This is a genomic window from Verrucomicrobiia bacterium (genome assembly GCA_035765895.1).
Taxonomy (GTDB): Bacteria; Verrucomicrobiota; Verrucomicrobiia; order Limisphaerales; family DSYF01; genus DSYF01.
The window spans coordinates 1-26989 of the sequence record DASTWL010000009.1 but is presented as its reverse complement, the minus strand read 5'-3'; the positions used below and the strand labels follow the sequence as shown (position 1 = coordinate 26989).

At 61.7% G+C, this 26989-nt stretch carries 22 protein-coding genes and 1 pseudogene; 5 read left to right on the top strand and 18 right to left on the bottom strand.

Translation table 11 applies throughout. From position 1 onward, the window contains the following. Positions 1-11: 11 nt before the first annotated feature. On the top strand, positions 12-2078 hold the full coding sequence (locus VFV96_01775; protein HEU5069120.1) for a cellulase family glycosylhydrolase: 2067 nt from the start codon (positions 12-14) through the stop codon (positions 2076-2078). On the opposite strand, the gene deoC (VFV96_01770) is transcribed toward VFV96_01775, so the two are convergent. The 4 genes from deoC (VFV96_01770) to VFV96_01755 all read right to left on the bottom strand — a co-directional run bounded on the left by deoC (VFV96_01770) (position 2072) and on the right by VFV96_01755 (position 4157). Next, positions 2072-2749 (bottom strand): deoxyribose-phosphate aldolase, encoded by a 678-nt coding sequence (gene deoC, locus VFV96_01770; protein HEU5069119.1) that lies wholly within the window; start codon positions 2747-2749, stop codon positions 2072-2074. The genes VFV96_01775 and deoC (VFV96_01770) overlap by 7 nt on opposite strands. 68 nt (positions 2750-2817) lie before the next feature. Beyond that, positions 2818-3693 (bottom strand): aldehyde dehydrogenase family protein, encoded by an 876-nt coding sequence (locus VFV96_01765; protein ID HEU5069118.1) that lies wholly within the window; start codon positions 3691-3693, stop codon positions 2818-2820. Further along, on the bottom strand, positions 3690-3893 hold the full coding sequence (locus tag VFV96_01760; protein ID HEU5069117.1) for a DUF3185 family protein: 204 nt from the start codon (positions 3891-3893) through the stop codon (positions 3690-3692). Before VFV96_01760 ends, VFV96_01765 begins: the two co-directional genes overlap by 4 nt. A 12-nt stretch (positions 3894-3905) precedes the next feature. After that, complete coding sequence (locus tag VFV96_01755) at positions 3906-4157, bottom strand: GlsB/YeaQ/YmgE family stress response membrane protein (GenBank protein HEU5069116.1); 252 nt, start codon at positions 4155-4157, stop codon at positions 3906-3908. A gap of 82 nt (positions 4158-4239) precedes the next feature. On the opposite strand from VFV96_01755, the gene VFV96_01750 reads away from it, so the two are divergent. Both VFV96_01750 and VFV96_01745 read left to right on the top strand, forming a co-directional pair. Then, on the top strand, positions 4240-5319 hold the full coding sequence (locus VFV96_01750) for a Gfo/Idh/MocA family oxidoreductase (protein ID HEU5069115.1): 1080 nt from the start codon (positions 4240-4242) through the stop codon (positions 5317-5319). A 12-nt stretch (positions 5320-5331) separates the two neighbouring features. After that, positions 5332-6138 carry a M12 family metallopeptidase gene (locus VFV96_01745; protein HEU5069114.1) on the top strand — a complete coding sequence of 269 codons (807 nt, stop codon included), beginning with the start codon at positions 5332-5334 and terminating at the stop codon, positions 6136-6138. On the opposite strand, the gene VFV96_01740 is transcribed toward VFV96_01745, so the two are convergent. The 5 genes from VFV96_01740 to VFV96_01720 form a co-directional block, all read right to left on the bottom strand. Next, positions 6135-6458 carry a hypothetical protein gene (locus tag VFV96_01740; protein HEU5069113.1) on the bottom strand — a complete coding sequence of 108 codons (324 nt, stop codon included), beginning with the start codon at positions 6456-6458 and terminating at the stop codon, positions 6135-6137. The two genes, VFV96_01745 and VFV96_01740, sit on opposite strands and share 4 nt — an antisense overlap. 178 nt (positions 6459-6636) lie before the next feature. Then, positions 6637-6837 (bottom strand): DUF3185 family protein, encoded by a 201-nt coding sequence (locus VFV96_01735; protein HEU5069112.1) that lies wholly within the window; start codon positions 6835-6837, stop codon positions 6637-6639. A 15-nt stretch (positions 6838-6852) separates the two neighbouring features. Then, positions 6853-8406 carry an aldehyde dehydrogenase family protein gene (locus tag VFV96_01730; GenBank protein HEU5069111.1) on the bottom strand — a complete coding sequence of 518 codons (1554 nt, stop codon included), beginning with the start codon at positions 8404-8406 and terminating at the stop codon, positions 6853-6855. A 10-nt stretch (positions 8407-8416) separates the two neighbouring features. Continuing rightward, complete coding sequence (locus VFV96_01725; protein HEU5069110.1) at positions 8417-8632, bottom strand: YdeI/OmpD-associated family protein; 216 nt, start codon at positions 8630-8632, stop codon at positions 8417-8419. Positions 8633-9460: 828 nt separating this feature from the next. Continuing rightward, positions 9461-10717 carry a hypothetical protein gene (locus VFV96_01720; GenBank protein ID HEU5069109.1) on the bottom strand — a complete coding sequence of 419 codons (1257 nt, stop codon included), beginning with the start codon at positions 10715-10717 and terminating at the stop codon, positions 9461-9463. Between the two features lie 63 nt (positions 10718-10780). Here VFV96_01720 and VFV96_01715 point away from each other — a divergent pair, with 63 nt between their 5' ends. Both VFV96_01715 and VFV96_01710 read left to right on the top strand, forming a co-directional pair. Further along, positions 10781-12637 (top strand): Z1 domain-containing protein, encoded by a 1857-nt coding sequence (locus VFV96_01715; GenBank protein HEU5069108.1) that lies wholly within the window; start codon positions 10781-10783, stop codon positions 12635-12637. After that, positions 12634-13077: a hypothetical protein gene (locus VFV96_01710; GenBank protein ID HEU5069107.1), complete on the top strand. Its 444-nt coding sequence runs from the start codon at positions 12634-12636 to the stop codon at positions 13075-13077. Before VFV96_01715 ends, VFV96_01710 begins: the two co-directional genes overlap by 4 nt. 276 nt (positions 13078-13353) lie before the next feature. On the opposite strand, the gene deoC (VFV96_01705) is transcribed toward VFV96_01710, so the two are convergent. The 9 genes and pseudogenes from deoC (VFV96_01705) to VFV96_01665 form a co-directional block, all read right to left on the bottom strand. Then, on the bottom strand, positions 13354-14211 hold the full coding sequence (gene deoC, locus VFV96_01705) for a deoxyribose-phosphate aldolase (protein ID HEU5069106.1): 858 nt from the start codon (positions 14209-14211) through the stop codon (positions 13354-13356). 150 nt (positions 14212-14361) lie between these two features. Beyond that, on the bottom strand, positions 14362-15009 hold the full coding sequence (locus VFV96_01700; protein HEU5069105.1) for a DUF1559 domain-containing protein: 648 nt from the start codon (positions 15007-15009) through the stop codon (positions 14362-14364). Between the two features lie 67 nt (positions 15010-15076). Beyond that, on the bottom strand, positions 15077-15820 hold the full coding sequence (locus VFV96_01695) for a sigma-70 family RNA polymerase sigma factor (protein HEU5069104.1): 744 nt from the start codon (positions 15818-15820) through the stop codon (positions 15077-15079). Between the two features lie 113 nt (positions 15821-15933). After that, complete coding sequence (locus VFV96_01690) at positions 15934-18816, bottom strand: protein kinase (protein ID HEU5069103.1); 2883 nt, start codon at positions 18814-18816, stop codon at positions 15934-15936. A gap of 189 nt (positions 18817-19005) precedes the next feature. Next, on the bottom strand, positions 19006-19695 hold the full coding sequence (locus VFV96_01685) for a sigma-70 family RNA polymerase sigma factor (GenBank protein ID HEU5069102.1): 690 nt from the start codon (positions 19693-19695) through the stop codon (positions 19006-19008). 168 nt (positions 19696-19863) lie between these two features. Further along, complete coding sequence (locus tag VFV96_01680; protein ID HEU5069101.1) at positions 19864-20211, bottom strand: hypothetical protein; 348 nt, start codon at positions 20209-20211, stop codon at positions 19864-19866. A gap of 3172 nt (positions 20212-23383) precedes the next feature. Further along, positions 23384-24328 (bottom strand): annotated as a pseudogene (locus VFV96_01675) (serine/threonine-protein kinase). Between the two features lie 293 nt (positions 24329-24621). Further along, positions 24622-25617: a malate dehydrogenase gene (locus VFV96_01670; protein HEU5069100.1), complete on the bottom strand. Its 996-nt coding sequence runs from the start codon at positions 25615-25617 to the stop codon at positions 24622-24624. A gap of 199 nt (positions 25618-25816) precedes the next feature. Beyond that, a partial coding sequence (locus tag VFV96_01665; GenBank protein HEU5069099.1) for a YfhO family protein occupies positions 25817-26989 on the bottom strand: 1173 nt, incomplete at its 5' end.

Here is a 26989-nt window from a genome sequence, read left to right as displayed (position 1 = left end):
ATAACGATGTCATGAACCGCCGCCTGTCCCTGCTCATCGTGCCGCTGCTGCTCAACGCGGCCGCCGGCGCCGCCCAGCCGCACCCTGCCCTGCCCGCGGCCACGGTGCCGGAAGGTTTGGGCGTCAACATCCACTTCACCGATCCGCGGCCCGGCGAAATGGAAATGCTCGCCGATGCCGGCTTTCGCTGGGTGCGGATGGATTTCAGCTGGGCTGCCACGGAACGCGAACGCGACCACTACGATTTTGCCGCCTACGACCGGCTGCTCACCGCGTTGGACCAGCACAAGCTGCGTGCGCTGTTCATCCTCGATTATGGCAACCCGCTCTACGAAACCGGCGGCGAAGTGCGCACCGAGGCCGGCCGCACCGCCTTCGCACGTTGGGCCGCCGCAGCCGCCAGACACTTCGCCGGGCACGGCATCCTCTGGGAAATTTGGAACGAACCGAACGGCGGCTTCTGGAAACCGCACGCGAACGTCGAAGAATACACCGCGCTGGCGCTGGCGACGTCGCACGCCATCCGGACCGCCGCACCAAGGGAGGCCATTATCGGCCCCGCCACGTCCGGGGTGGACCTGCCCTTTCTCGAAGCGTGCTTTCGCGCCGGACTGCTCCAATGGTGGGATGCCGTGTCGGTGCATCCCTACCGCCAGTCGGCGCCAGAGAGCGCCACGGCCGATTACCACCGCCTGCGCCAACTCATCCAGCATTACGCGCCGGCGGGCAAGGCGATTCCCATTCTCTCGGGCGAATGGGGTTACTCCGCCGCCTGGGCTCATTTTGGCGCCGACCAGCAGGGCAAAATGCTCCCGCGCCAATGGCTCAACAATCTCGCCCAGCACATTCCGCTTTCGATCTGGTATGACTGGCACGACGACGGCACGAACCCGCACGATCCGGAACATCACTTCGGAACCGTCCGCTTTCCCTACCGCGCGAACCCCGCGCCGGTGTATGAACCCAAACCGGCTTATCTCGCGGCGCAAACCCTGACGCAGGTGTTGCGGGGCTATGAATTCAAGAGACGGCTCGCGCTCGGCAATCCCGATGATTTCGCGCTGCTGTTTGCCCAAGGTGACGCACTGCGACTGGCGGTCTGGACCACATCGGCCACATCGCACCCCGTCACGCTGCCGGCGACCAATGGCTCCTTCACGCGGGTTCAACATACCGGAGCCAAGGCACCTGCGCTCACCGCCACCAACGGTTTCCTGCAATTCACCATTGCGGATGCACCGCAATATCTCATCGCCGACGGCCCGAACTCCGCACTGGCCGCCGCCCCGGCGGCGCGGGCGCTGCGGGCATACCTGGCTCCGGTGGACGCCGATTGGCTCGCCGTGCAAATTGAAAAACTGGATGACGCCCCCTTCGCCGGGCTGGTGAGATTACTGGTCGGACCGGCGGGCGACCCGGCAGGCGCCAGCCAGCCGGTGGTTTTCAAAGCGGACGATGCGGAAAAGCATCTCGCCTTTCGCGTCCACGCGAACAGCGCCGGTGAAATCACGGCGGGCGCCCGTCTCGAAGACGCCGGCGTTACGCTGTTCGAACAACCCGTCCGGCGTTTTCGCTTTTCACCGGAAACCCTTTTGACGGGCAGCCGCATCGTCCCCGACGGCGATGCCCAGGTCGCTTCGCAGCCGACGCTCGCCGTCACCAACGCGCCACAACCGCTGGACGGGCGCACGCCCGCGACGTGGCGCATCACCTACGCCTGTGACGACGGGTGGAAGTTTTTTCGCGTTGTCCCAACCGGAGAAACCGGGCGCGTCATCCCCGGCGAACCGCGCGCGTTTGGGTTCTGGATTTGCGGCGACGGCGGCGGGGCAAGCCCGCGTTTGCGCGTCGTGGACGTTGCTGGACAGACGTGGCAGGCAACCGGCGACACCATCCACTGGCAAGGCTGGCGTCACGTGGAGATGGCCCTCACGCCCGCCGCGGCGCATTGGGGCGGCGCCAACGACGGCCGGATTCATTTTCCCGTCCGGTGGGATTCCGTGTTCCTCCTCGACAACATCAGCCGGCATAAAACCGCCGGTGAAATCTACGTGACCGCGCCGGTGGTGATTTATTGAGCGGCGGGCGTCGGCGGGACGATCTTCAATCCCGAAGCGATGCCAATCCGCGTCGCGCCGGCCGCAAGCAAGGCCGCCGCGGTGGCAAAGTCGCCGGCGGCACAGTTCGCCACGATGCCGAACTTTTCTCCGAGCGCACCGCGAAAGAAGCTCACGATCTCCACCGTTGTGCCGCCTGCACCAAAGCCGCTGGTGGTTTTGATGAATTCCACGCCCGCGTCGAGGACGAGCGGGCACAGCCGGTCACGTTCCGCGGGCGTCAGCAGGCCGGCCTCGACGATGACTTTGACCGGGCGTTCATCGGCCGCCTCGACGATGTCGCGAAGTTCGCGCAGGACGTATGGGTCATCACCGTCCTTGAAACGGCCGAGGTTCAGCGCCACGTCAATTTCCTGCGCGCCGAAATCCACCGCCATTTCCGTCTCGTAACGCTTGACGTCGGCGTCCATCGCGCCGAGCGGAAACGCCACCAGCGCCGCGACTTTAACGGTGGATTCTTCGAGCCGATGCCGGGCGAGTTCGAGGCGCGACGTGTTCACGCACACCGCGGCAAAGGCATGTTCGCGCGCTTCGGCGCAGAGCTGGTCGAGCTGCCGGGCCGTCAGATCCGCGCGCAACGGCGTGAGTTCGATGTGCCGGGCAAGTTCAGCGGGAGTCAGGTTCGGATTCATGGGAACGGAAAATTGGCCTGCGCCGCGCGGTCGTTTCGGCTCACGCGCCAGACGTCGCGTTCAACGGATCAGATGCCGATGGGATGCCACGCAGTCTTCATTTCGACCGTGTCGAGAATCCAATACGGATCCTCGGCCCGGGCCGTGAACCATTCCTCAGGCGCGAGTGCGCGGGCCGCGTAGCGCTTGAGGTTCAGCGCCGTGCCGCCTTGCAGTGTGGCGCCCAAAGCGGCGTCGCCCGTGGCGTCCACCACCGCGTTGATATCCATGTGACTGGCAACGTGCGGCGCCAGTTCGGCGCGTTTGCCTGCCAGCAGGTTGATTACGCCGCCCGGCAAATCGCTCGTGGCGATGATTTCCGCCAGCGTCAGCGCGGGCAGCGGATGCTTTTCGCTCGCGAGCACGACGGCGGTGTTGCCGCTGAGAATCACCGGCGCCACCGCCGAAACCAGCCCGAGCAGCGCGGGTTCATCCGGCGCGAGCACGGCCACGACGCCCGTGGGCTCGGGCGTGGTGAAATTGAAATGCGACGTCGCCACCGGATTCACGCTGCCGAAGACCTGCTGGTATTTGTCCGTCCAGCCGGCGAAATGCACCAGGCGGTCAATCGTGGCCGTGACCTCGCGGGCGGAAACCTCGTGCGGGACATTCAGCGCGCGGGACAGCTCGTGAACCAGCTCCGCCGTGCGGCCCTGCATCATTTCGGCCGCGCGATAGAGAATCTGGCCCTTGAGATACGCACTCGACTTGGCCCAGCCCTCGTGCGCGGCGCGCGCGGCCCCCACGGCATCGCGCAAATCCTTCCGCGACGCCCAGGCGTAATTGTCGAGAAACGCGCCGTTCGCCGAGGTGGCGGGCAGCGACTTGCCGCTTTCGCTGCGGATGAATTTTCCGCCCACGCAAAGCTTGTAGGTTTTTTTGACGTCGAGGCGGGTCATGGTCATTTCCGGTTCCACAGCAGTTGCACCACGCCGATGGCGCACAGGATGCCGCCGCCAACGTAGAGATACATCGGTTTGTCGCCGGGCGAACCGGTGAACACGTTCTGCACCTGGCCGCCGATGGACTGCGCCATGTTGTGGCCCCAAACGATCAACAGCACGCCCCCCACGAGCAGGCCCACGGCAATCGCATTTTTCATCATGATTCCTCCGGGTTAAGCGCCCCTGCGTTTCACGAAGCCGATGACCACCAGCAGAACCAGCGAACCCACAAAGGCGGAGATGAGTCTGCCGAGGGCGTTCGTGGAACTCAAGCCCACCAGCCCAAACAGAAACCCGCCGAGCAGTGCTCCGATGACGCCGACCACCAGATTGCCCAGCAGTCCGAAGCCGTGGCCCTTCAGGACAAGACCGGCGAGAAAGCCGGCGGCCAGACCAATGAGAATGAACCAGAGCCAGTTTTCCATGAGCCCGATTGTGCGCCATCCCCGGCCCGGAAGGCAATCCGCCAATCCGACGCGTTGACTCGGGCCCGAGCGGGCCTCCATCATGGCGCACCGCTTCATGACGACGCACAAACCACTGCAACTGGGAGTCCTTGGCGCCGCGGGCATTCTGCGCAAGAAGAACTGGCAGGCCATCCAGCTCAGCGGCAATGTTCAGTTGGTCGCCCTGGCCACGCGCCAGCCCGCCCGCACACGGGAGTTCATCGCGGAACGTCAGGCGGCGGCCCCGATGACCGTGTCGCCCGAACCCCACGAAAGTTACGCGGCCCTGCTCGCCGACCCGCGCATCGAGGCCGTGTATCTGCCGCTCCCCACCGTCCTGCGCAAGGAATGGGCCATTCGCGCCGCAGAAGCGGGCAAACACGTGATCAGCGAAAAACCCGGCGCGGTGAATCTGGCTGAGCTGGAGGAAATCCTCACGGCCTGCCAGCGCAATGGTGTGCAGTTCATGGACGGCGTGATGTTCATGCACAACCCGCGTCTCGACGCGTTGCGGCCCCTCCTGAATGCGGACCCCCGCATCGGCCGTGTGCGGCGCATCACGTCCGTGTTCAGCTTTCTGGGCACCGAAGATTTTGCGCAACGCAACATCCGCGCCCAAGCCGCCCTTGAGCCCGCGGGTTGTCTGGGCGATTTGGGCTGGTATTGCCTGCGCTTCAGCCTCTGGGTCGTGCACTGGCAGCGGCCGCGCCAGGTTTCCGGCCGTATCCTCGCCGCCAACGCCGACGGCGTGCCGTTGGATTTTTCCGGCGAATTGCGGTTCGACGATGACGTGTCGGCCGGATTTCACTGCTCCTTCCGCGCCGCCGGCCAGCAGTGGGCCAACGTCAGCGGCGCGCAAGGCGCGTTGCGCGTGCCCGACTTCGTGCTGCCCAACTCGGAGAATCCCGTCGCCTGGGAGGTGAATTATCAGCCCACGTTGAAGTCCGACGTGGACCTGTATCTGGACACGGCCACGACCGCGGCGGCGCAGGAAGCGCTGATGTTCCGCAACTTCGCCCGGCAGGTCCGCAGCGGCACGCTCAACAACGACTGGCCCGCCATGGCCCGCCAGACCCAGCAGGTCATGGATGCCTGCCTGGCCTCGGCCCGCGCGGGCGGCCAATGGGTTGCCATGGCCTGACCTGAAACCGCCATGAAGGCCAACCGCAACTCAAAGTCTCGCCGGCTGAAGCGGCTGCCCGGATTGCTGGGCCTGTTGCTCGCGCTGCACGTCGGGGCCGATTCCGATCCGGCGCACCAGCAAAAGCACACCACCAAACCGGAGCCCTGGCCCGGCGGCGTCATTCCGTATGACGTTTCGCAACTCACCGGGGCGCAGCGGGAGACCGTCCAGCGCGCGATGCAACGCTGGGCCAACACCGGCGCCCGCCTTCGCTTTGTCCCGCGCACCACGGAAGCCGAATACGTTTATTTCACGGGCCGCACGGATGCCGGCAACAACACGAGCCACGTTGGTTTCGCCCGCGGCCAGCGTTCCGACATCAACATCACGGCGTTCTGGTGGCGGCAGGGCGAATGGATGCCGGCCCACGAACTTGGCCACGTCCTTGGATTCTTCCACGAGCAGCAACGCTGGGATCGCGACCGTTACGTCACCGTGCATTACGAGAACATCAAGCCGGGCCGCGAGGGGGATTACGACTGGGTGCCCCAAACCAACTGGCTCGTGAGCAGCACGCCCTACGATTATTACTCCATCATGCACTACCGCACCTGCTGGGCTTCAACATGTGAATCCGCCTGCCAGGACGGCGACGGCAGCAGCCCGTGCGCCGTGCTGGATCCGGTGGGAACCAATTACGACCGCGTCATCGGTCAGTGGGGAGACAATCAAATCAGCGCGCTCGACGCCACCAGAGTCCGTCTGGTTTATGGAACGAACACCGTTGCCGGGTCCGCGCGCGGAACGTCCAGCCGCGCAGCCGGCCCGAAGCATTAGTCCTTGCTGCGCCCGGAACGTCCGACCAGGGCGCCGATGAGGAGCCCCAACGCCAGCGCAATGCCCGCCGATTCGTAAGGGTGCGCCCGAATGACCCGGTCCGTGGCGCGGACGCCGTTCATCGCCTGCTCTTTCACGCGGCTGGCAGCGGACTTCAACTGGGCCAGCGTGGCGGCCAGCCGCTGCCGCTCCTTTTCGGGCAGCGCGGCCCCGCCGTTTTGCACCAATTCCTCGGCGCTCTGGGCCAGCGTTTCCATCTCCTGGGCGAGCTTGTCCAAACGGGCATTCTCCGCCGTCATGTTGTCGAAATAAACTTCCATAGCTTGGCTTCCCTTGTTTGCGCTCAACCGCGACGCGCGTCACAACTCCAGGCGCCCCGGCTGAATCCACGGTTAAAGTCATCCCATTAAACCAAAATCGCAACACCACGTCTCGCGCAAATTGCGGCGGGTCGCACTTTTTATCGGGAGGGAAAAGGCGGGCCGGACCGCCCGCGTTTCACCGCGCCTTCCAAAAGGCCTGGTAGAAGCCAAACGCAATCAGCAGCCCGCCGCCCACGAGTAGATTCAACGCCTTGTTGCTGGGCGCGCCCGTAAACACGTAGTGCACATGCCCGCCCAACGAATAGGCCATGTTGCGTCCCCACATGACCAGCACCACGCCCACCACCATGCAACTCGCGCCGAAAATGACTTTCATTGTCGGGACGCCGGCTCAATCCAACCGGCAATATGCCGCCAGCCCGTGCAATCCACCTTCACGGCCGAAGCCGCTTTCCTTGTAACCGCCGAACGGGCTGGTCGGGTCGAACTTGTTGTAGGTATTCGCCCACACGACGCCGGCGCGCAGCTTGTTAACGAGCTTGAATATCTTGCTGCCCTTGTCGGTCCAGACGCCGGCGCTCAGGCCGTAAGGCGTGTTGTTCGCGCGCTCGAAGGCCTCCTCCGGCGTGCGGAACGTCATCACGCTCAGCACGGGGCCAAAAATCTCCTCCTGCGCCACCCGATGGCTCATCGTCACATTCGTCAGAAAACTCGGCGCAAACCAATAGCCCTTCGCCGGCAGCGAACAGCTTGACTGAACCAGTTCGCAACCCTCCTCGACACCGCTCTGCACCAACTCGCGAATCTTGTCGAGCTGCGCGCGTGAGTTGATCGCGCCGATGTCGGTGTTCTTGTCGAGCGGATTGCCCACGCGCAGCGTCTGGATGCGATTGCGCAGCTTCTTGATGACCGTCGGATAAATTCCTTCCTGCACGAACAGGCGCGAGCCCGCGCAGCAAACATGGCCCTGGTTGAAGTAGATGCCGTTGATGACGCCTTCGATGGCCTGATCAATCGGCGCGTCCTCAAACAGGATGTTCGCCGCCTTGCCCCCGAGTTCGAGGGTAAGTTTCTTTTTTGTGCCCGCGCAGGCTTTCGCAATGCGCTTCCCAACTTCCGTGCTGCCGGTGAACGCAATCTTGTCCACGTCGGGATGATTCACCAGCGCCGCGCCCGTCGCGCCCGCGCCAGTGACGATGTTCACCACGCCCGGCGGGAGTTCCGCTTCCAGCAAAATCTGCGCGAGCCGCAATGCCGTGAGCGAAGTCGTCTCGGCGGGCTTGAGCACGACGGTATTGCCGCAGGCGAGCGCCGGTGCGAGCTTCCACGCCGCCATCAACAACGGAAAATTCCACGGGATGATCTGCCCCGCGACGCCCAGTGGCCGCGGCATCTTGCCGGGGAACGCATACTGAAGCTTGTCGGCCCAGCCCGCGTAATAGAAGAAATGCGCCGCAACCATCGGCAGGTCAAAGTCGCGCGATTCCTTGATGGGTTTGCCGCCGTCCATCGTTTCGAGCACGGCGAGTTCGCGGGACTTCTCCTGGATGATGCGAGCGATGCGGTAGAGGTATTTGCCGCGTTCCCGCGCGGGCAGCTTGCTCCAGACATTTTCGTAGGCGCGGCGCGCAGCCGACACCGCGTGGTTCACATCCGTCTCGTCCGCAGCGGCGATCTCGGTGAGCGTCTGTTCCGTGGCCGGATTGATCGACTCGAAATACTTCCCTGAATGCGGCGCAACGAACTGGCCGTTGATGAACAGTTCGTGGCGCGGCGCAATCTGGATGTATTTGAAATCCTCCGGCGCGGGCGCGTAATCCCACTTGCCGCCGAAATTGAGCGCGCGGCTTTTCAGCGGCACGACGGCGGGCGCGGTCGCAACGGCCGACACACCGGCGCGTTTGACGGGAACCCGGCGGGCGGCGGGTCTGGCTTTGGTCTTCATGGCCAAGAGTTCAACGGTTCGCGTCCGCTTTGGCAAGCAACATGGGCATCAACTTCTCCAGCCGGCGCGCGACGGTCTCCGGCCGCTTCGCCTCGGTGATCCAACGCACGTATTCGCGCTGATGGGACGCCGGGAGTCGTGCAAAAGCCGCACGGGCCTTTACGTTGGCCGCCAGGGCCCGTTGCATGGCCGGCGGGATGGGCTGGGTTCGGGATTGGGTTTTCATGATCAGACTCAGGGCCGGTGAATCAGATGAAATGGTTGGACGCCCGCCCTCACCCTGACCCTCTCCCCCAGGGAGAGGGGATGGCTGGCGGCCGTCTCGTGCAATGCGGACGTCGCCCGTGCTGTCTCCACCGCATGACCGCTTGCAGGAGAACCGGCACGAAAACCCGGCGCGTTCGATTCGCCACAACGCGGCGGACGATTCTTCCTCTCGTGGAAGAGAGGGCCGGGGTGAGGGCAGACCTTGGGACAAACGGTTTTGTTCTCCAGCCGCACCTCTAAACGCGTCCGCCCGTCCTCAGTCTGGTAGAGGATCAACTCGGAGGGGTTGGGGGCGGGCTGGCTCATTCGGTGGCGGCAGCGTAACAAGGCCGCAAACAAGTCAAAGGATTTAACCACGGATGAACCCGGATGCACACGGACCTCAGTTCCCCTCCAGGGAGGGGTCAGGGGTGGGTCGCCGCGAAAGAACTCAAAGAACCCAAAAAGCCTCTGACGCGAATTTCGCGAATGCACGCGAAGGCCCAACTGACTTGCCCCAACGGAGCAACGGACTTGAGTCGCTTGGGAAACGGCGAAAGGAATTTGCTGAAAGCAAAGGCCCATAGGGCCGAGCGAATGGGAATAAGCGAGTCCAATTAGCCCGGGGTTGGCGGTCCGAGCCGGACGGGCGAGGAACGCCTACCCCGGGAATGCGTCCCACCAATAATTGCCCCTCTCCTCGCTGCCCTTCGCTCGCGGGAGCGGGAGAAGGTCGTCGCAGACCGGATGAGGGTCGTCGGGGAGAAAACAAATTGAAAACGAGGATAGGGCCGGGGAGAGGAATCGATCAATTTTTGACCAGAGTTAGAATCACCTCTTCACGCATACGTTTGTGCAACGCAGCGCCCGCGCCTCGCTTGCCTGGTGGAGGAAGGTATCGACGGTTCTCTGGAAGCGGACGCTTGCGAGTTGAGCGGACATCAAACCCCACTTCCTCGGCAAGAGCATTCACACACGCTGAGTTTTCAACATACGCATCACGGAGGTTGCAATTACCGACCACATAAACGGCTTTACCACCCGGACGCAGCACGCGGAAATTTTCGCTCATGCATTTACGCAAATCTCGCACATACCGGCGAAGCATCCCGTGACTTCGGCCTCGAAGCTCGCCATCGCACATCTGTTGCATAATCGTCTCGGTCGCCTTGTCGTTGTCGCACGATTCAGCCGAAACTTCAGCGCCGACATTTGTGGAGCGAAGTTCGCGGACTTCCGCCACATCGTGCCCCATCCAAACCAGCGAGAACTTGTGCCCACGAAGATAATCTATGGCGTTTAGGTAAGGCGGCGACGTGACCACCACGTCAACACTTTCGTTCTCCAGCGGAAGCTGTCTCGCATCTCCGTTCTCTACTGAAATCTGCGGGCGCGAGGGTTCGCTGCCTGAAAAAGGAGCGGCTTTCGTGATCTGTCTCATCGCTCGCTCAAAATGGTCAAACGCATTGATGGGTGCCTTATCGCGAGTTTTGTGCGGACGACTGTGGGAAATATCCATTGCCAACGACACGCCGGACTGTTTTGTGATGATGAGTCGCGAGAACGCGCACCAGAGCAGTCGTTTTATGTGCGGATTGTGAGTGGCGGAAATGCTGTCAGCCAACGCCGCTAGTTGCGTTCGATTTGTCGTATCGAACCAGTAGCGGACAAATTCCTTTGTCTCGTCCGACGCCCCACGCGGGTAAGCGTCGCGCTGCTTGATCCCGCGGGCGCGTTCTTTTGCGCGATTCAAAACTTCTTCGGCTTTCCTTTGCGCAAAAATCACGTCCACGTCTGAAGCCCAAGCGCCTGCAATAAGAACAGCGAGCGGGTCACGGTCGAAGCCAATCGCCTCGTGGCCGCGCATCCGCGCTGCAACGAGTGTCGTCCCTGAACCCATCATCGGATCGAGCACCCGAACGCGATTGGGAGGCGCTGGTAATTCATCCCACACAATTTCCGGAGACATTCGCGCTGGGAAAGGGTGAATTGGTCGAAGTCCGATCATCTCCAGCGCATTAAGGCAGTCGAGCTTTTCCGCAGCAAGTTTCAATTTTACATGCACGCGGAAATTGCCAATCCTCTCCACCAATCAAGTAGCGTTTGGCCGTCCAACAGGTAACTGTCTATGTTCAATCTCAACGAACTGAAGAAGGAAACAACGAACGACAATCGATACGAGCGGCGCTTGGCAAAGCTGGTTGCGTCTGGCCAAGAAGTGGAGCGCATCAAAGGTGTAGTTGAGAACGCCGTGACGAACATCCAAGCCGGGCAAAGGTCGTTTGTCATCTACGGCGAGCCCCAAAGCGGCAAGACTGAGATGATGATTGCTTTGACGGCAAAGCTGCTGGACGTGGGCTTCCGACTGGTGATCGTATTGCTCAATGACAGCGTTCAATTGCTCGGGCAGAACTTGGAGCGCTTTCAGCGGTCTGGTCTGGCGCCGCTGCCGAAGAAGTTTAGCGAAATACTGCCGCCTGAAGTTGCCATCGGAGACCACCAGTGGGTGATATTCTGCAAGAAGAATTCCAGCGACCTGCAAAAACTGTTGGAGAAAATCGAAGCCCACCCAAACCGTGTCGTCATTGATGACGAGGCTGATTATGCCACGCCGAATACCAAGGTGAACCAGAACGAGAAAAGCAAAATCAATGCTTTGACTGGCGAACTGATTGGCGAGCAAGGCACTTATATCGGCGTCACCGCTACGCCCGCCCGTCTTGATCTGAACAAGACGCACCAAAACCAAAATGAACACTGGATAGACTTTCCGCCCCACTCGAACTACACCGGTCAGGATTTATTCTTTCCGGTTTCGACCGAGAACCTGCCCTATCGGCTGACGTTCCTGCCAGATGCAGGCGACGATCCAAAGTATTTGCGGGAAGCGCTGTTCAGCTTCATGGTCAACGCTGCATATCTGAATGAGATTATCAACGACGCCGAGAAAAACTATTCGATCCTGATCCATACGAGCGGGAAAAAGGCAGACCATTCGGTTGACTACAAAAACATTGTCAAAATCTTCGAGGCGCTAAAGGACGAAAAGAACACGAATCACGCCGGGTATTTTAAGCGAATTTGGGAAATCGCCAACGCGCGTTATTCAAGCCACGCGGACGACCTCACCAAATACGTCATCTCCAATCGCGACAGAAATAACATCGTGGTGATGAACAGCGACAAGGAAGTCAACACCGCTGAAAATCGAACCGCCACCGACCCGACCGCTCCATTCACCGTTGTCATTGGCGGCAACATCGTGTCGCGTGGAGTAACGTTCAACAATTTGATCTCCATGTTCTTCACGCGGGATGTGAAGCACAAACTCCAGCAAGACACATATATTCAACGTGCTCGGATGTTTGGCTCGCGGGGCGACTACCTGAATTATTTTGAACTCACGATTCCGAAGCATCTTTATCTCGACTGGCAACAATGCTTCATCTTCCACCGGCTCTCTCTCGAATCGCGTAAACTGAACAAACAATCTCCCGTTTGGCTTGATGGCGAGCGCATCACAGCCGTCGCCAGTGCGAGCATAGACAACGCGAACGTCTTGGTGGACAAAGGTGAAATGAGTTTTGCTCTTTTCGATTTTGACAAACACAAGGAAACCATTGCGGAAATAATCAATCAGAGCGCCAAACCAATCCAGAAAGTTAAAGCACTCGCTGAACTGCTCGGGAAAAGCTGTTTGCCGGCCTATCTGATCAATTACATCGAAAGTTTCTGCCCTGCTGGCGACAAATCGGTTGCGGTTCATCCGCCAATCTCAATCGCGGGCTACACCGACAAAGATGGAGAAACGGACAAGGCGACCATCACGCGCACAAAGGGCTTCATTGGTAAGAATCAGATGGAGGTCACGAAGTATCCTGACGCGATTCATCACATCAACGTGTTTTACAACGAAACTGGAAAAGCCCGCGTGTTCTACAAATACGAAGGGAGCATTCGTTTCCTGAAAACGGGGAAAAAATGATCCGGGACTTTGAATTTTATCACGGCCTTGTGTTTGCGCGGATTCTCCACGCGACCCAACGCCCACTTTCCATTCGCCCGTTCCAATCCGCTTCCAACTCCTCCTATGTTGTGAACGACACGGTTGGAATTTTCATCAAGTATTCATCGAAGCGGATGACCCCGTGGCGCTTCACGTTCATGACGGAGCACCAGCAGGAGATTGATTTGTTGAAAGCTCAATTCGAGAAAGTTTTCCTCGTCCTGGTTTGTAGTGACGACGGCGTCGTTTGCTTGAGCTATGACGAGTTAAAACAAATCCTCGACAACCTACACGACCCAATCGAATGGATCAGCGCCGCGCGTCACAAGCGCGAGATGTATTCTGTCAAAGGTTCAAACGGAGAGCTGGATTTCAAAATTGGTCAGAGCGAATTTCCAAGCAAATTGTTTGCTGGTTAATCCTTCGACTCCTCGCCTCGGCCGAGGATGAGAGGGAGTATTAATTTGTGGGACGCTGACCCGGGGTAGGTGCTTGCACACGGCCACCGGCGCACCAACCCCGGGCTAATTTCCGTTGCCCCTTCAGGGCTTTCAATTCGGCTCCGCGTCAATTGGCGAAATTAGCGTCAGAGGCTCTTTGCGTTCTTTGAGTTCTTTCGCGGCCAACCCACCCCTGACCCCTCCCTGGAGGGGAACTGAGGTCCGTGTGCATCGGTGTTCATCCGTGGTTAAACTTCACGGCAACGAGAAATAATCCCCCGACTGGTAATTGCCCTCCGCCAGCTTCGCGATTTGCATCAACACGTCGTTGACGAGCGTGCTGGCGCCGAAACGGAACAGGTCGGGCGTCAGCCAGTCGTCGCCGAGCGTTTCCTTCACCATGACGAGATACGCGAGCGCCTGTTTGCTGGTGCGGATGCCGCCGGCGGGCTTCATGCCAATGCGGATGCCGGTGGCGAAGAAGTAATCGCGGATGGCCTCCAACATCACGAGCGTGACAGGCATCGTGGCGGCGGGGTTCACCTTGCCCGTGCTGGTCTTGATGAAGTCGCCGCCCGCCTCCATGGCGATCTGGCTCGCGAGGCGGACGTTGTCGAGCGTGACGAGTTCGCCGGTTTCAAGAATGACCTTCAAATGCGCCGCGCCGCAGGCTTCCTTCACGGCGGCGATTTCGTCAAACACCAGCGCGTGTTCCCCGGCGAGGAATGCGCCGCGGTCAATGACCATGTCGATTTCGTCGGCGCCGTCGTTCACCGCGCGGCGGACTTCTTCAAGCCGCGTGCGCAAAGGGTATTGGCCGCTGGGAAAGCCGGTCGCCACGGACGCGACGTGCACGGGCGAATCCGCGCCGAGAAATTTCCGCGCGTATTTGACCATGCTGGGATACACACAAACGGCGGCGCAGGACGGCACGCCATATTTCGCGTCGGCCGGCTGGAGCGCCTTGCGGCAGAGGTAGGCGACCTTGCCCGGCGTGTCTTTGCCCTCGAGGGTGGTGAGGTCCATCATCGCCACGGCCAGCTTCAGGCCGGCCAGCTTGGCGTCGGTCTTGATGCTGCGCTTGGCAAAGGATGCCGCGCGTTCCTCGGCCATGACCTGGTCAACCGACGGAACGCGGAAGGCGGAACGCGGAGCGCGAAATGGAGCACCTGAACTTGCGGGGCGGGACAGCGTATTCGCAGCCATGACGGGAGCATAGGCAGGCGCGGAAAGCTTGTCGAGTGGCGCCCGTGAACCGCCCGTTCACTCCCAGCCGTGCAGCGAATCGTAACGGAACGTCATCTCGTTGGTGACGTAACGCCGATACCAGTTCACATGGCCGTCGGGAAAAAGCAGGTTCTGGCCCCGGCTGTGCACCCGCCATTCGATCCAGTTGATGCCATTCTCGGGTCCGCCCACGCAGTTTTGCGTGTAGTCATCCTTGTCGGCGTCCTCGGTGCTGGGCACGTCCCAGGCCGTGTCGCCGGAGAGCACGTAAGCGGTGGGGAACTGAATCGACCGGCTGTTGACCGCAGCGGGCTGGTTCGCGACGACAAAGGCGGCACGCGCCCCGTTGAAGTAGCTGAACTGCCATTTGTGATCCGTGGGGCAGTGAAACACGTTCGTGTTCTGCACCACGGAGGCGAGTTGCTGCATCCAGCCCGGCGCGTGCGTGGTGGCGTCCACCTGGTTCCACGCGATGGTGCCGCCGGAGATGGGATAACGCCCGTCGGCATCATCTGCATACATGGTGTAGCCCAGGCCAATCTGCCGGAGGTTGGATTTGCACTGGGTGGCGCGGGCCTTTTCCTTGGCCGAGGCCAGCGCCGGCAGGAGCATGGCCGCCAGAATCGCGATGATGGCAATCACCACCAGCAATTCGATCAGGGTAAACGCGCGCCGCAAATTCATGTCCAAAACTGACGCTGACAGCCGGGGCAACATTCAAAAAAGCGCCCTCCTTCCGGAGGCCCACCGCTCACGCAAAGGCGCTGAACAGGGCGCGCATTTCCTCATCAACCTGGGCCGGATCCGCGAGCGTGTGGGCAATCTCGTCGCGCAGCAGTTCGCGGTAGCGCTTGCGCAGGCGGTGCACCGCCACGCGCACCGCGCCTTCCTCCAGGCCGAGCGCCTTCGCGGCCGCGGCGTGCGGCACGGCGCCCTTGCCGGCGGTGAGAAACACCTTGAGCTGCTCGAACTGGCCTCCCCGGCCCTCCGCCACACACTCGGCGCGCAGCCGCTCAATCACCTGGGCCAGCAGCGCCACCGCCCATTCGCGGTCGAACGCCTGGTCCGGCCCCGGCTCATTGGTGGCCGCCACCTGGAACTTGGTGTCCGCCGTTTCCCAATCGAGCGAAAGCACCGTTTCGCCGCCGCCGCGCTTGAGGCGCCGGGACTTTTTCCATTCGTTGGCGAGAAAGTTTTTCAGCGACGCGAGCAGGAACGCGCGAAATCGTCCGCGCTCCGCACTGAGGCCTTCGAGGTAATTCCTGGCCAGGAACCGCGCGAAAAAGGCCTGCACGGAATCTTCCGCATCCTCCCTGGCATAACCGCGGCGCCGCACGTAGGCATACAACGGAAACCAGTAGGCGCGGCACAACTCCTCCAGGGCGCGGTCCGCCTGCGGTGTGCGCCCCCGCCCCGCCGCAAGCACGACCGTCCAGCGCGTCGTGGCGAAGATGTCGCCCGGCGCTGACAAGTTGGTGCGGTTTTCGGTGCTCAAACCTCGTCGCGTGCTGCCGCAACAAGCCACAGAAGCAATTCGGGCCGTTCGTTACCAGAAATTTACGATCTGGTTCCAGCGTGAACGGCAGACCGCAGGGCCGGCCAACAGCGTCAGCGCGGCACCGGCCACGTTCCCGCCAGACGATCCTGCAAACCGCGACCAGGCAACAACAGTGAACAGACGGTCAAACCAATCATCAACACCAAGACCAGCCAGGTGAGCGGCAAGGATTTCATTGTCATCGCCGCCCCGCCGAGCATCACCGCCCCAACCACGGGGCTCCACGCCACGACACTGCGCCAGAACACGCGGCCGCGTGAAGCCTTGCGCCCGTCCACACGCACATACGTCACACCCAACGCCAGCAGCACCAAGCCACCACGGAATAGCAGCGCCGCGATGACCGCCGGAACCGCAACATAGATCAGCAGGGTTATCCAGAGGACGAACGGCGACATCAGGACCGGCGATGGCATGCCGCCGGGTTGGACCTGCTTGACGATCGGTTCAAAGCGTCTTTCCGCCTCCTGGAGTTCCTCGGCCGGGGGTGAGGCGTATTGCTGCAGGCTCTTCTCGGCGAACTCGCGGGCGTCCGGTTGGATGAGCATCCGGGCCAGTGCGCCCGACCAAACGGGTTCATTGGTGATGACTCCGCCAAAGTGCGCGGCAATATAAATGCCGGTGAGCTGGTCACTCGGGAGCTGGTTCTTCGGCACAAAGGGCATGTTCTTTGCGCGCCAAGTGTTCAATACCTGGATCAAGGCCATCAGATCGGGATTCTGCCGCTGCCAGTTTTGCATCATCGACATCCCCCAAATGCCGGCCAGGCTGGAAAGCAATGGGAATGCAACACACCCGGCGACGATCAGCGCCCGCCGCAATCGCGTAACTTCAGCCACCCGTCGCAGGAGCGGTCCAAGCGTCACCGCAATGGCATCCGCGCCAGCCAGACTGGGCAGGGTTTCCAGGAACCGCCGCACATGCAGTGGAATGTGAGCCGATACCATGGCAGCTGGCTGATCCTTTGCAGCCCAGCCGCCCAGCGCAATGGCCGCGATTTGATTGATGAATGTCCGCGTGTCCGAGGCGGGTTCGGCAATCGGCGGCCGTGGCCGGCCCACGTTCTCCGCAGCCGGTGACGCTCCGGGAGCCGGGAAGTCGAGCAACTTCGCCCGTCCTTCGCGGGTGATCCACACCCGATCCAAGGCCAGCACCGGCGGCAAGGTGCCATCCTTCTCTGCCGCGCCCAATTCTTCGGCCACATCATGCAACCAGAATCTGACCCGGCTCCATGGTTGCGGTTGATCGACCAGATTCAAGAGCGCCTGCCCTCCAACGCCCTCGAAGGCGTCCCAATTCTCCTCGCCATCACGACGCCCGGCCAGCCAGCGCAACCGCCCCACGCGCGAAATGTGACGAAGCGCTGCCGGCAAAGGCGGTGTGCCCGCCGGAACCCGCCGAATTAGCACACGGCGCAACAAGCGCAGATCGTATCCTTCGATCCATTCAACCTCGCCGCCCCTGCCCAGCGACTGGAGCACATGGAAGGGCCCCACGGTAGGATAAGTTTCCAGACCTGCGGGCTGCAGGTCACTGACCGCCAAGGATTGCCGCTGCTCCAGTGCGGTTCGCGAGACGACGCGCGTCCCGGTCACGAGATCCTGCACCGCGGCAAAACCATTGCGCCGCCGGGCGCTGGAGAACAGCAGCCCCAAGAGCACGTAATAGGACAAGCTCAACAGGTAAGTTCCGGCAGAAGGGGTGGCGAACTTCATCGGATCCGCACCCGCAATGATCCAATACGGCAGCAACGGCACCAAGGTGTAGATTACCGCCCGCAACAACGCCCGGCCAAACCCGGGATAATTACGATCCGACTGCAACACGCGCAACCTGCATAGCGCCTTCCCGGCCGTGGCGCCCCAGCGCGATTCGCAAATTGCATAGTAAAGCAGCATGAAAATGAGCCAGGGGATCATGAACCACCAGATGTTCGATGGCGATTTGAGAAATCGATTCATCATTTCAAACGGCCCGCCAAACCCCAGCAGGGTCACGGTCATGCCGAGCAGGCTGAGCAACAGCAAGTCGGCAACTCCCGCGAGAAATCGGAGGCCCAACGTCGCCGCAGTGGGCGCCGCGGAGGAGAAGGGTTCCAGCGCCAAACGCAGTTCCGCGTAGTTTTTGAATCGTTCCGTGGGGTGTTTATCGAGACAACGAAGAATCACGCGCGCCAGCCCAATGGGAATTTCCGGGCGATATTCGCGGGGTGAAGGCGGGCGTTTCTCGAGAGTGTTGGCGACGAGCTGCGGCATCGTATTTCCCTCAAAGGGCAGCTTGCCGGTGAGCAAATAGAATAGCGTCACCCCGACCGCATACATGTCTGAACGCGCACTGAAATCCTCGCCACGAAGCTGCTCCGGCGAAGCGAACGCCGGCGTGCCCACGACGGCACCTGAGTCAGTAAGGTTGCTTTCCTCCCGCGGCAACGTGGAAATGGAGAGGCCGAAATCGCCGATCTTCACATTGCCACTGGCATCCTCAAAACAGTTCGAGGGCTTGATGTCCCGATGAAGAATCCCGACCGCCTGCGCCGCCTCAAGCCCCTCAATCACCTGCAGGATGGCGTCCACCGCGCGCCCCACCGGGAACGGACCTTCCCGGGAAAGCCGTTGCTGGAGCGTGCCACCGGAAACGAATTCCATCGCGATGACCGGAGTGTTTTTAATCTCCTCCGTGCCGAAAACGTAAACGCAATTCGGGTGGTTGATGGAGGCGGCCAATCGCCCTTCCCGGAGAAAACGGGCGCGATCGGCAGGTGAGCTGAGTTTTTGATTAATCACCTTGAGCGCGACCCGCCGGCCGGAATCAGACTCCTCCGCCTCATACACCACCCCCATGCCACCATGGCCCAGCCGACGGATGATTTGGTAACGGCCGAATGGCCCGCCGATTTCAGGGGCCGGCAACGGGGGAGCGTCCGGCAAAGACATAATCACGGTTCCGCCCGGGCCCACAACAGGTTCCGGCACGGAATCGGCGGCCACCCCCACCTGCAACATGCAAGCCGGACAGAGACCTTCGAGCGCGCTGGCAGGCAGCGGCTTCCCGCAATTTGGACAGTGTTTTGTGGCTTCCATAACTCTTCTTCCAATAGTTACAGAGGAAGAGTTGACCCAAGGTTACAACCAGCTGGCCGCATCCGACAAGGCGCGCAGCAGGTAACGCATTTCCTCATCGACCTCATCCGGCGATGACACTGTGCCCGCAACCAATTCAGACAGCACCTGCCGATAGCGTTTCCGCAGACGATGAACGGCTACCTTTATTGCGGCCTCGGTCAGATTCATTTGGACAGCCAGGCGGGCATACGGCACGGCGCTACGTTCGCCCATAAGCGCAAACCGCAGGGTTTCAAACAAAGCCGCTTTGCCGGCACGCTGATATTCCTGACGCAACTGCCGATAGACCTCCTCCAGCACGGTAATGGCCCAGCGTTGATCGAAAAGCCGTTCCGGCGTCAGCCCGTCCGCATGCTCCTGCGCATAGAGCGACTCGGCCACGGCACTGTCGAGATGGATGACCCGCCCACCGCCCCGCTTCTGGGCACGGGCCTTGTCCCATTCGTCCGACAGGAAATGATTGATCGCCGCCAGCAGATACGAGCGAAACTTCCCCCGCTCGCGGCTGACCGTAGCCACGTCGTTGCGCGCCAGAATCCGGGCGAAGAACTCCTGGGTAAGGTCTTCCGCGTCGTGAGGAGAATAACCGCGTTTCCGCACGTATGTGTAAAGCGGATGCCAATACAACTGACAGAGCGTCGCCAGCGCGCGATCAGCCTGTTGTGTGCGCTCCCTGCCCGCGGCGAGCACGACGGACCAATGTGTTGTGGCGAAAATATCGCCCGGCACACTGTTTGAAGGGGATTTGGGGGGCATCATTCGACCGCTGAGATCACAAAGAGGAAAACAGGTCCGCAGTCAGAATCAATCCCTGCGTTCTTTGCGTTCTTTGCGACCGCACCAGTTTGAAGCGAACCTTCAACGCTGGTTTGCGAAAATGCGCGCTTCCGTCTCGGTGATGACCCCGTCCTTGTTGGTGTCGCAGGCCGCCACGGCATCGTTGAACTTCACATTCGGGCCGGGCACGGTTTTCTGCTCGTTTTCGAAGATGATGGGAATGGAAACGGTGGTGGTGCTCTCCGAGTAACGGCGGCCGCCCGGGTTCTGGCTGAGCGTCTCGTAAAAGAGCCGGGCGGCGGCATCGCTCTCGAACGCCACCTTCACGCGTTCCACGTCGTGATAGACGACGGACTTGTGGGTGATGCAGCCCGAGCAACCTGCCGCCAGCAGACCAAGCGCGAGACCGTAACAAAATGTTTGGTTCATAGTCGCAATGGTTGTTGATCTGAAATCCGTCACCGCGGCGCGGTCACTGCGCCATTTCCTTCAGCGCATCGTCCCGCAGGGAGAAGGCCGTGATGGTCTGGGCAATTGCAATGGCGTCCGCCCGCCGGCCGGCTTTCAACAGCTCGCGCGCCGCGTCCAAGGCGGCGTTGTCGCGGGTGGAGAAGGCCATGATTTTGCCCAGCGCCTGGCGCACAAACTCCGGTTCCCCCATTCGCGCCGCGTCGTGGGCGATGACGGCCAGCACCTTGTCCCGTTCGCTGAACGCCATGATTTGATCCGCCGCACTCAAGCGGGCCTTCAAATCGTCCGCGATCGAGGCGACATCATGGGACGCGCGGTGATTGAGCACGTCCAGAAGTTGTTGGGCCTCGGCATTGCTGAACCGGCCGGTGATGGTGACCCAGCCGCCGGATATCTGGGAGCGCACTACGGGCGCGCTGATGACGCGGCCGTTCCAGACGATGGCCAGCTGGCGCCCGAGGTTTTGCGCCGTGGCCCGGGCAAACTTTTCGCGCCCGCGCGGGCTCAGAAACACCTCGATTTCCTTTTGGTCGGATTGGAACCGCGACAGGCCGGCGCTCTCCACGTCCGCGCTGGTCAGGACAACTTCGCGGCGCACGCGCAACGGCGGCTGGCCGGCCCGGCCATCCAGGGACGGCAGCAGGTCCGCCGGCACATTGGTTTCGCCCTCGGCGGCAACCCAGCGAAACTGAAATTGGTCCGCCGCAGCCGCCCTGGTTTCGGCCGCCGAAGGCGGAGGCGGCACCAGCGTCAACTTGATCCGCTTCGGCCCCAGGTGAACGGCGTCGATGCCGGCTTCGTCGTGCAGAGCCCGTTCCAGTTCACGAACCGCCTCGGCCCGCGACAAATCAGTGACGTTGAAATAGGAAATGGTTGCGGAAAGCTGCTGCACCGCGGGATCGACATCGAGCGTCGCCCCGGTCAAGGCCGAGTAAGCCGCCAAAACCTGGGCCACCGGGCAGTTGATGAACGAGATGCTCTTGGCCGGGATGAAATCGGCGGCCGCCGGCGCCCGGTTGGTGAGCGCCGGTGACGAATCGCCGGCTGACATCAGCCGAAAGCGGATTTTGATGCCGTTGACCTCGTTGGTAAAACCAGCGATTTGCAGGAGCCCCACCACGCCACGGCGTGTCTTGAAAACATAGTTCGCCGTGACCGGATAGGCCGACACCTGCGTGCCCAACGAGGCATACGCATCGCCGCGAACCTGCGGGTCCGTGAGGATGGCCTGCGCCGCCGCGGACGTCAGGCTGTCGAGAAAAGTGGCGTCCTCCGGGGCATGCGGCTGGTAAATCAAGCGCAGCCCCAGCGGCACGCAGCCCCAGTTGCGGTCCGTCAATTGGAAGGCGAGATCGACGCCGGAGGATGCAATCCATTCGTCGAGCGGCGCGGTGTGCTTGAAAAGTTCGGGCTCGCCCGCCGCGACGGCGACCGGAAACGGGGCGGGCATGATCTCGGCGCGTTCGAGGTTGATGAAGGTCAGACCGGCCGCACCCACTTCGCCCAGCGTGATGGTGCGCTCCGTGATGGGGCCGAAACCAGAATTCGCGGGCGCCTTTGCCTGTGCTTGAAGCGCCTCGGCGCTGGCCTTGGCTGCGGCCTGTTGCGCTTCCGCCCGCGCTTTGGCTTCAGCCATTTGTTGCTCAGCGTGAGCCCTGGCCACCGCCAGCTCGGCTTCCTGGCGGGTCGCCATTTCCCGGCTGACAACCTCCACGCGCTTGGCGCGAAGCAAGAAGAACGACCCGGCCAGCAGCGCGAGCACGAGCGTCCCGCCCAGCGCCACGACGCCACAGCCAATCGCCAGCGCCTTGCCGGTGCCGGAGGAATTCTTCCGCCGCAGAAAGACAATCAAACCCGTGACCACCGCGGCCACCAGCAGGAGGAGCAATCCGCCGAGCAAGGCCAGGGGAAGGAACGCAACCATCGCCGGCTGCTGGGGGCCCGCAGCCATGACTCGATGGGCAGGTGCCAACCACAAGAAGAACAACCCGAGTCCGAACAGTCCGGCGCAGCCGATGCCAAGTGCTTTGCCCACACCCGAACCCTTCCGCAATGATGCCCGCGCCCGCACATCCTCCGCGTGGAAAGCCTCGCGCACGGAACGGCGCACCAACACGACGATCGCCCACACACCAAAAATGAAACCCAGAACAAATCCTGGCGGCGTGAGCATGCCGAGAACCGCGCCCGTCATCGCCAATCCGTAACCTCGCAGCTTCCGCATCCACCAGCCGCCCAGAAACGTGATCAGCGCGGAACACATCGCCAGCGGCAGCAGCACTTGGCCGATGATCAACGCCCAGGGACGCATGCCGGTGCCGGGCGACATGGATTTGGAGAAATGAATCCCCGGCAAGCCGAGGCTCAGGGAGTCAGTTCCGCCAGCAGATTGCCAATGCACGCCGAAGAGCAGGATCAGCCACAGCGCGCCCAACAGCAGCAGGCTCATGCCGGAAGTCACCATCAGTCCCATGGCCGGCGCCGCCACCTGTTTGCGGACCGATTGCAGATGGGCTGCTTCGGCGGTGGGCGGGGCCGCGCTTTGCCCAATGTTGAACTGCTCGGAGCGCCGCGCGAAGTCCGCTTTTGCCTCAGACCGCAGCAAGACCACCAGTGCCCAGATGCCAACACCGATTTCAAGCAGCGACCAAAGGCCCGATATCGAGGCGGTCCCGTTGAACACCAGCCCAAGCACGCCCGCGACGATGAAAATGATGGCAGCAGTCAAGGCCAGGCCATGCCGGCGCAGTTGGAACATGCGCAGGGCGCCGACGAACGATACAACTCCCACCGCCAGCCAAACCAGCATCCAAGCGATCACCAGGAGCAGTGCGGCGCCAATGGCCATCCCGGCCGGCAAAAACGAGGGCAATTTGTTTCCCCAACCCGGAAAGGTGAAATGCACGTTGCCCATGCCAAAGACTGCCGGCAACAAGCCGACAATCACCGCCACGCCGATACCGAGGAGCAGACCGGCGATATTGATGCCGCTCACCACCATCATGGCGATGGCGGGCGCGGCAACCAGAGGCTTGGGGCGTGGGGTTGCCTGCCTGGATTCAAATTGGTTGAACATTGGACCGGGCGCGACGCCCGGTTCGGCAGGCGGGACGCCCGCGCTACCTTCCGCAATCGTCTCCACCTGCGTTTTGAGCACGCTGGCCTGCTGGTAGCGGCGCTCCGGCTTCCTCTCGAGCGCGCGTAGCACCACTTCATCGAGGCGCACGTCAATCTGCACTTTCTTTGAGGGCGGTTCGATGCGCTTGCCCGGCAGTTCGCCGGTGAGCATCTGATAGAACACGACGCCGAGCGCGTAGATGTCCGCCCGATGATCCACTTCACCCGGCGCGTAAATCTGCTCGGGCGACATGTATTGCGGCGTGCCCATGATCTTGCCGGCGTCGGTGAGAACAGGGGAGCCCCTCACCCCGTCCCTCTCCCCATCCGATGGGGAGAGGGTGTCCGAAGGACAGGTGAGGGGTTCGTTACCCACAATTTTCGCCAGGCCGAAGTCCGCCACCTTCACGCGGCCACGGCGGTCCATGAGGATGTTCTCCGGCTTGATGTCGCGGTGGACGATGCCCTGGTCGTGCGCGTATTGCAGCGCGTCGCAAATCTGCGGCACAATGGCCAGCGCTTCGTGCGGCGAAATGCGTCCATGTTGCATGAGCTGCCGCAGGTTCACGCCGTCCACAAATTCCATGAGGAAGAAGAATTGTGGGACAGGCATCTTGACTGCCTGGTTTGGCGTGGCCGCCCCGGGGGATTCGGGCGTGGTGGCAGCTTCGGTTGCCCCACCGGACAGGCTGGAAGCCTGTCCCACGGCGCCAAACTCATACAGCGTCACAATGCCGGGGTGGTTCAGTTTCGCGAGGGCCTTGGCTTCGCGGGCGAACCGTTCGGCAAACGCCGGGTCCTCGCCGATGCCGGGCGGGAGAATCTTCAGCGCGACGATGCGGTCGAGCTGCTTCTGGCGCGCCTTGTAAACCGCGCCCATGCCGCCTTTGCCGATGAGTTCGAGGATTTCCAGCTGCGGGAACAGCGGGGCGATTTCGGCGGCCGACGGCGGGCGAAACGGCGGTTGTTTGCCTTCGGTGATGGTTTCGTCAGCGACACCCGCCTTGAGCAGGCACGCGGGGCAAAGTCCGCCCAGCGCATCAGGCGCGAGCGGTGTGCCGCACTGCGGACATTTCCCCGGCTGCTCCATGTTCGGATCGAGCTTCACTGTGTCCATACCTCTCCCAGAAGCAAAGCGGGGAATTCGTTACCGGGTTTTCGCGGTCCCGTGCCCGGTTCGCCAGCATCCGGCCGGGCAAAGAAAAAGGGCGGATGCTCAGCGCATCCGCCCTCCGCTTGAAACCAGCGGGCTCACTTGCCGAGCAGGTCGGCCACCATGCCCTTTTCCTCCTTCAACTCGGCCTCGGTGGCGGCGATTTTGGCCTTGCTGAATTCGTTGAGCGGCACGTCCTGGACGATGCTCCAGTTTTTGCCGTCGCTGCGGATGGGATAGCTGAACATCAGCCCCTTCTCGATGCCATAGCTGCCGTCGGAGCAGACCGCCACGCTGAACCAGTCGCCGGTTTTGGTCGGCGTGACGAGGTTGCGGACGGTGTCCACGACGGCGTTGGCGGCGCTGGCCGCACTGCTCAGACCGCGTGCCTTGATGATGGCCGCACCGCGCTGCTGGACGGTGGTGATGAAATCCTTCTCCAGCCATTCGCGGTGGCCGATGACATCCGGCACCGGGCGCGTGCCGATGCGGGCGTTGAAGAAATCGGGATACATCGTCGCACTGTGATTGCCCCAGATGGCAAGGTTGCTGACGGCCGTGACATCGACGCCCGCCTTCTTCGCAAGCTGGGTCCTGGCGCGGTTCTCGTCGAGCATGGTCATGGCGAAGAACTGATTCTCCGGCACGCCCTTGGCGTTGGCCTTGGCAATGAGCGCGTTGGTATTGCAGGGATTGCCAACCACGAGCGTGCGGACGTCGCTGGCGGCGTTCTTCGCGATGGCCTGGCCCTGGCTGGTAAAAATCTTGCCGTTGATGCCGAGAAGGTCCTTGAGTTCAATGCCCTGTTTGCGCGGCACGGCGCCGACCAACAGCGCCCAGTTCACGCCCTTGAAGCCTTCGTCGAGGCTGGAGGTGGGCACGATGCCCTTGAGCAGCGGGAACGCGCAGTCGTCGAGCTCCATGCAAACGCCCTGGAGCGCGCTCATGGCCTTCTCGTCGGGGATTTCAATCAGGTGCAGAATGACCGGCTGACTCGGACCGAACATCGCTCCGGAGGCGATGCGGAACAGGAGGGAATAGCCAATCTGACCGGCGGCGCCGGTGATGGCGACACGAATGGGTGCGTTGCTCATAATTACAAATGCGTTGGTGAAACCGACAAAGGAGCTGCGATTATGCGGCGGCCGCACCAGCCGTGCAAGCCTCGGACGGGGAACGGAGCAGCAACAGTTTGGATACTACACGAAATGCGGGCACGTTATGCGGCATTGCCCGATTGACGCAGGGCGAAGGCGGAACCAAGTGGCAGCGACCGGGCGAGCGCGTGCCGCTTCAGCCCGCACTTGAAGTTTTTGGGGCGGACGAAGCGGATTGGGAACCGGAGGGTCCCACCTTCCGGCGTCGTTCAGCCGTGATTAAGACGCCGACCAGAATGATGCCCAGTCCCAAGGCGGCCGCGGTGACGTAAAGCGTCATGGAGGGAAAACGGAACGAGAAATCAACGGTGTGCTCACCGCCGGACAGATACACCCCACGCATCAGATAATTGCAGCGCAACATCGTGACGGGCCTGCCATCCACTCTTACGGTCCAGCCCGGATCATAGTGATCATTTAAAAGCAAGACCGCCGGCCCTTTGGCATCGGCCTTCAGCACAATGTGTTTGTTGGCGTAGGACACGAAATCGACGTGCCCAGCAGTCCCATTGGTGGAACCCGCCGCGTCGAGCGGGGTGTCAACCAAAACGCTTTGCTCCGGATCAAACTTCGGGCTGGCCAGCCGCGCGAGGGCCGCTTGATCGTTGGTTACCACCTGCCAGTCCGCATAAAGCTTCACGCGCGGAAGCGCCCCGGTAAAATCGAAAATGGCATAAACACCATTGGTGTTCGCCACAGCGGTGAAGTCCTGAGCCTGGGTCGGCTCCAACACCCCCGGCTTGGGCGTAATGTCGAAGCGCAACGCATAGCGGAACCGTTTTTTCACCGGATCGAGCTGGCTGTTTAAAACATCCAAAAACCCTGCCGGCCCCAGAAGATAACGGGTATTGGTCAACTCCCACCGCCGCGTCACCATGGGCAACGACTCCTCCGTTCCCTGGAACTGCAAGGTGGATTCAAAAGCCTTCAAATCCACCGGTTCACGCGGCATCTGCACGATATCGAGGCTTTGAATGTTGTAGTAGGGAAAATGTTGCTGCATCCATTCGATGCGGTAAATCTGGTCAAGCAGGGATAGTTGCGGCGGGGACCGAAACGGCAACGCCGCCACCCGATGCTCGTATGGCTTGGTTCGTAGAAAATCGATGACCGGGTTGGCCGCATACTTGTCGGGATAGTTCCAATACACGATCCACGGCAGGTTGGCCCGGCCCAGATCGACCACCAGCAGCCCGCACACCAGGAGGCCGCCCCAGTTGAAACCGGCGGCCAGCAAGCGGCCGCGCATCGCGAACCAAATCAAGGCCACCCCGACCGACACCAGCACCCAGAACCAGCCGACCTGGCC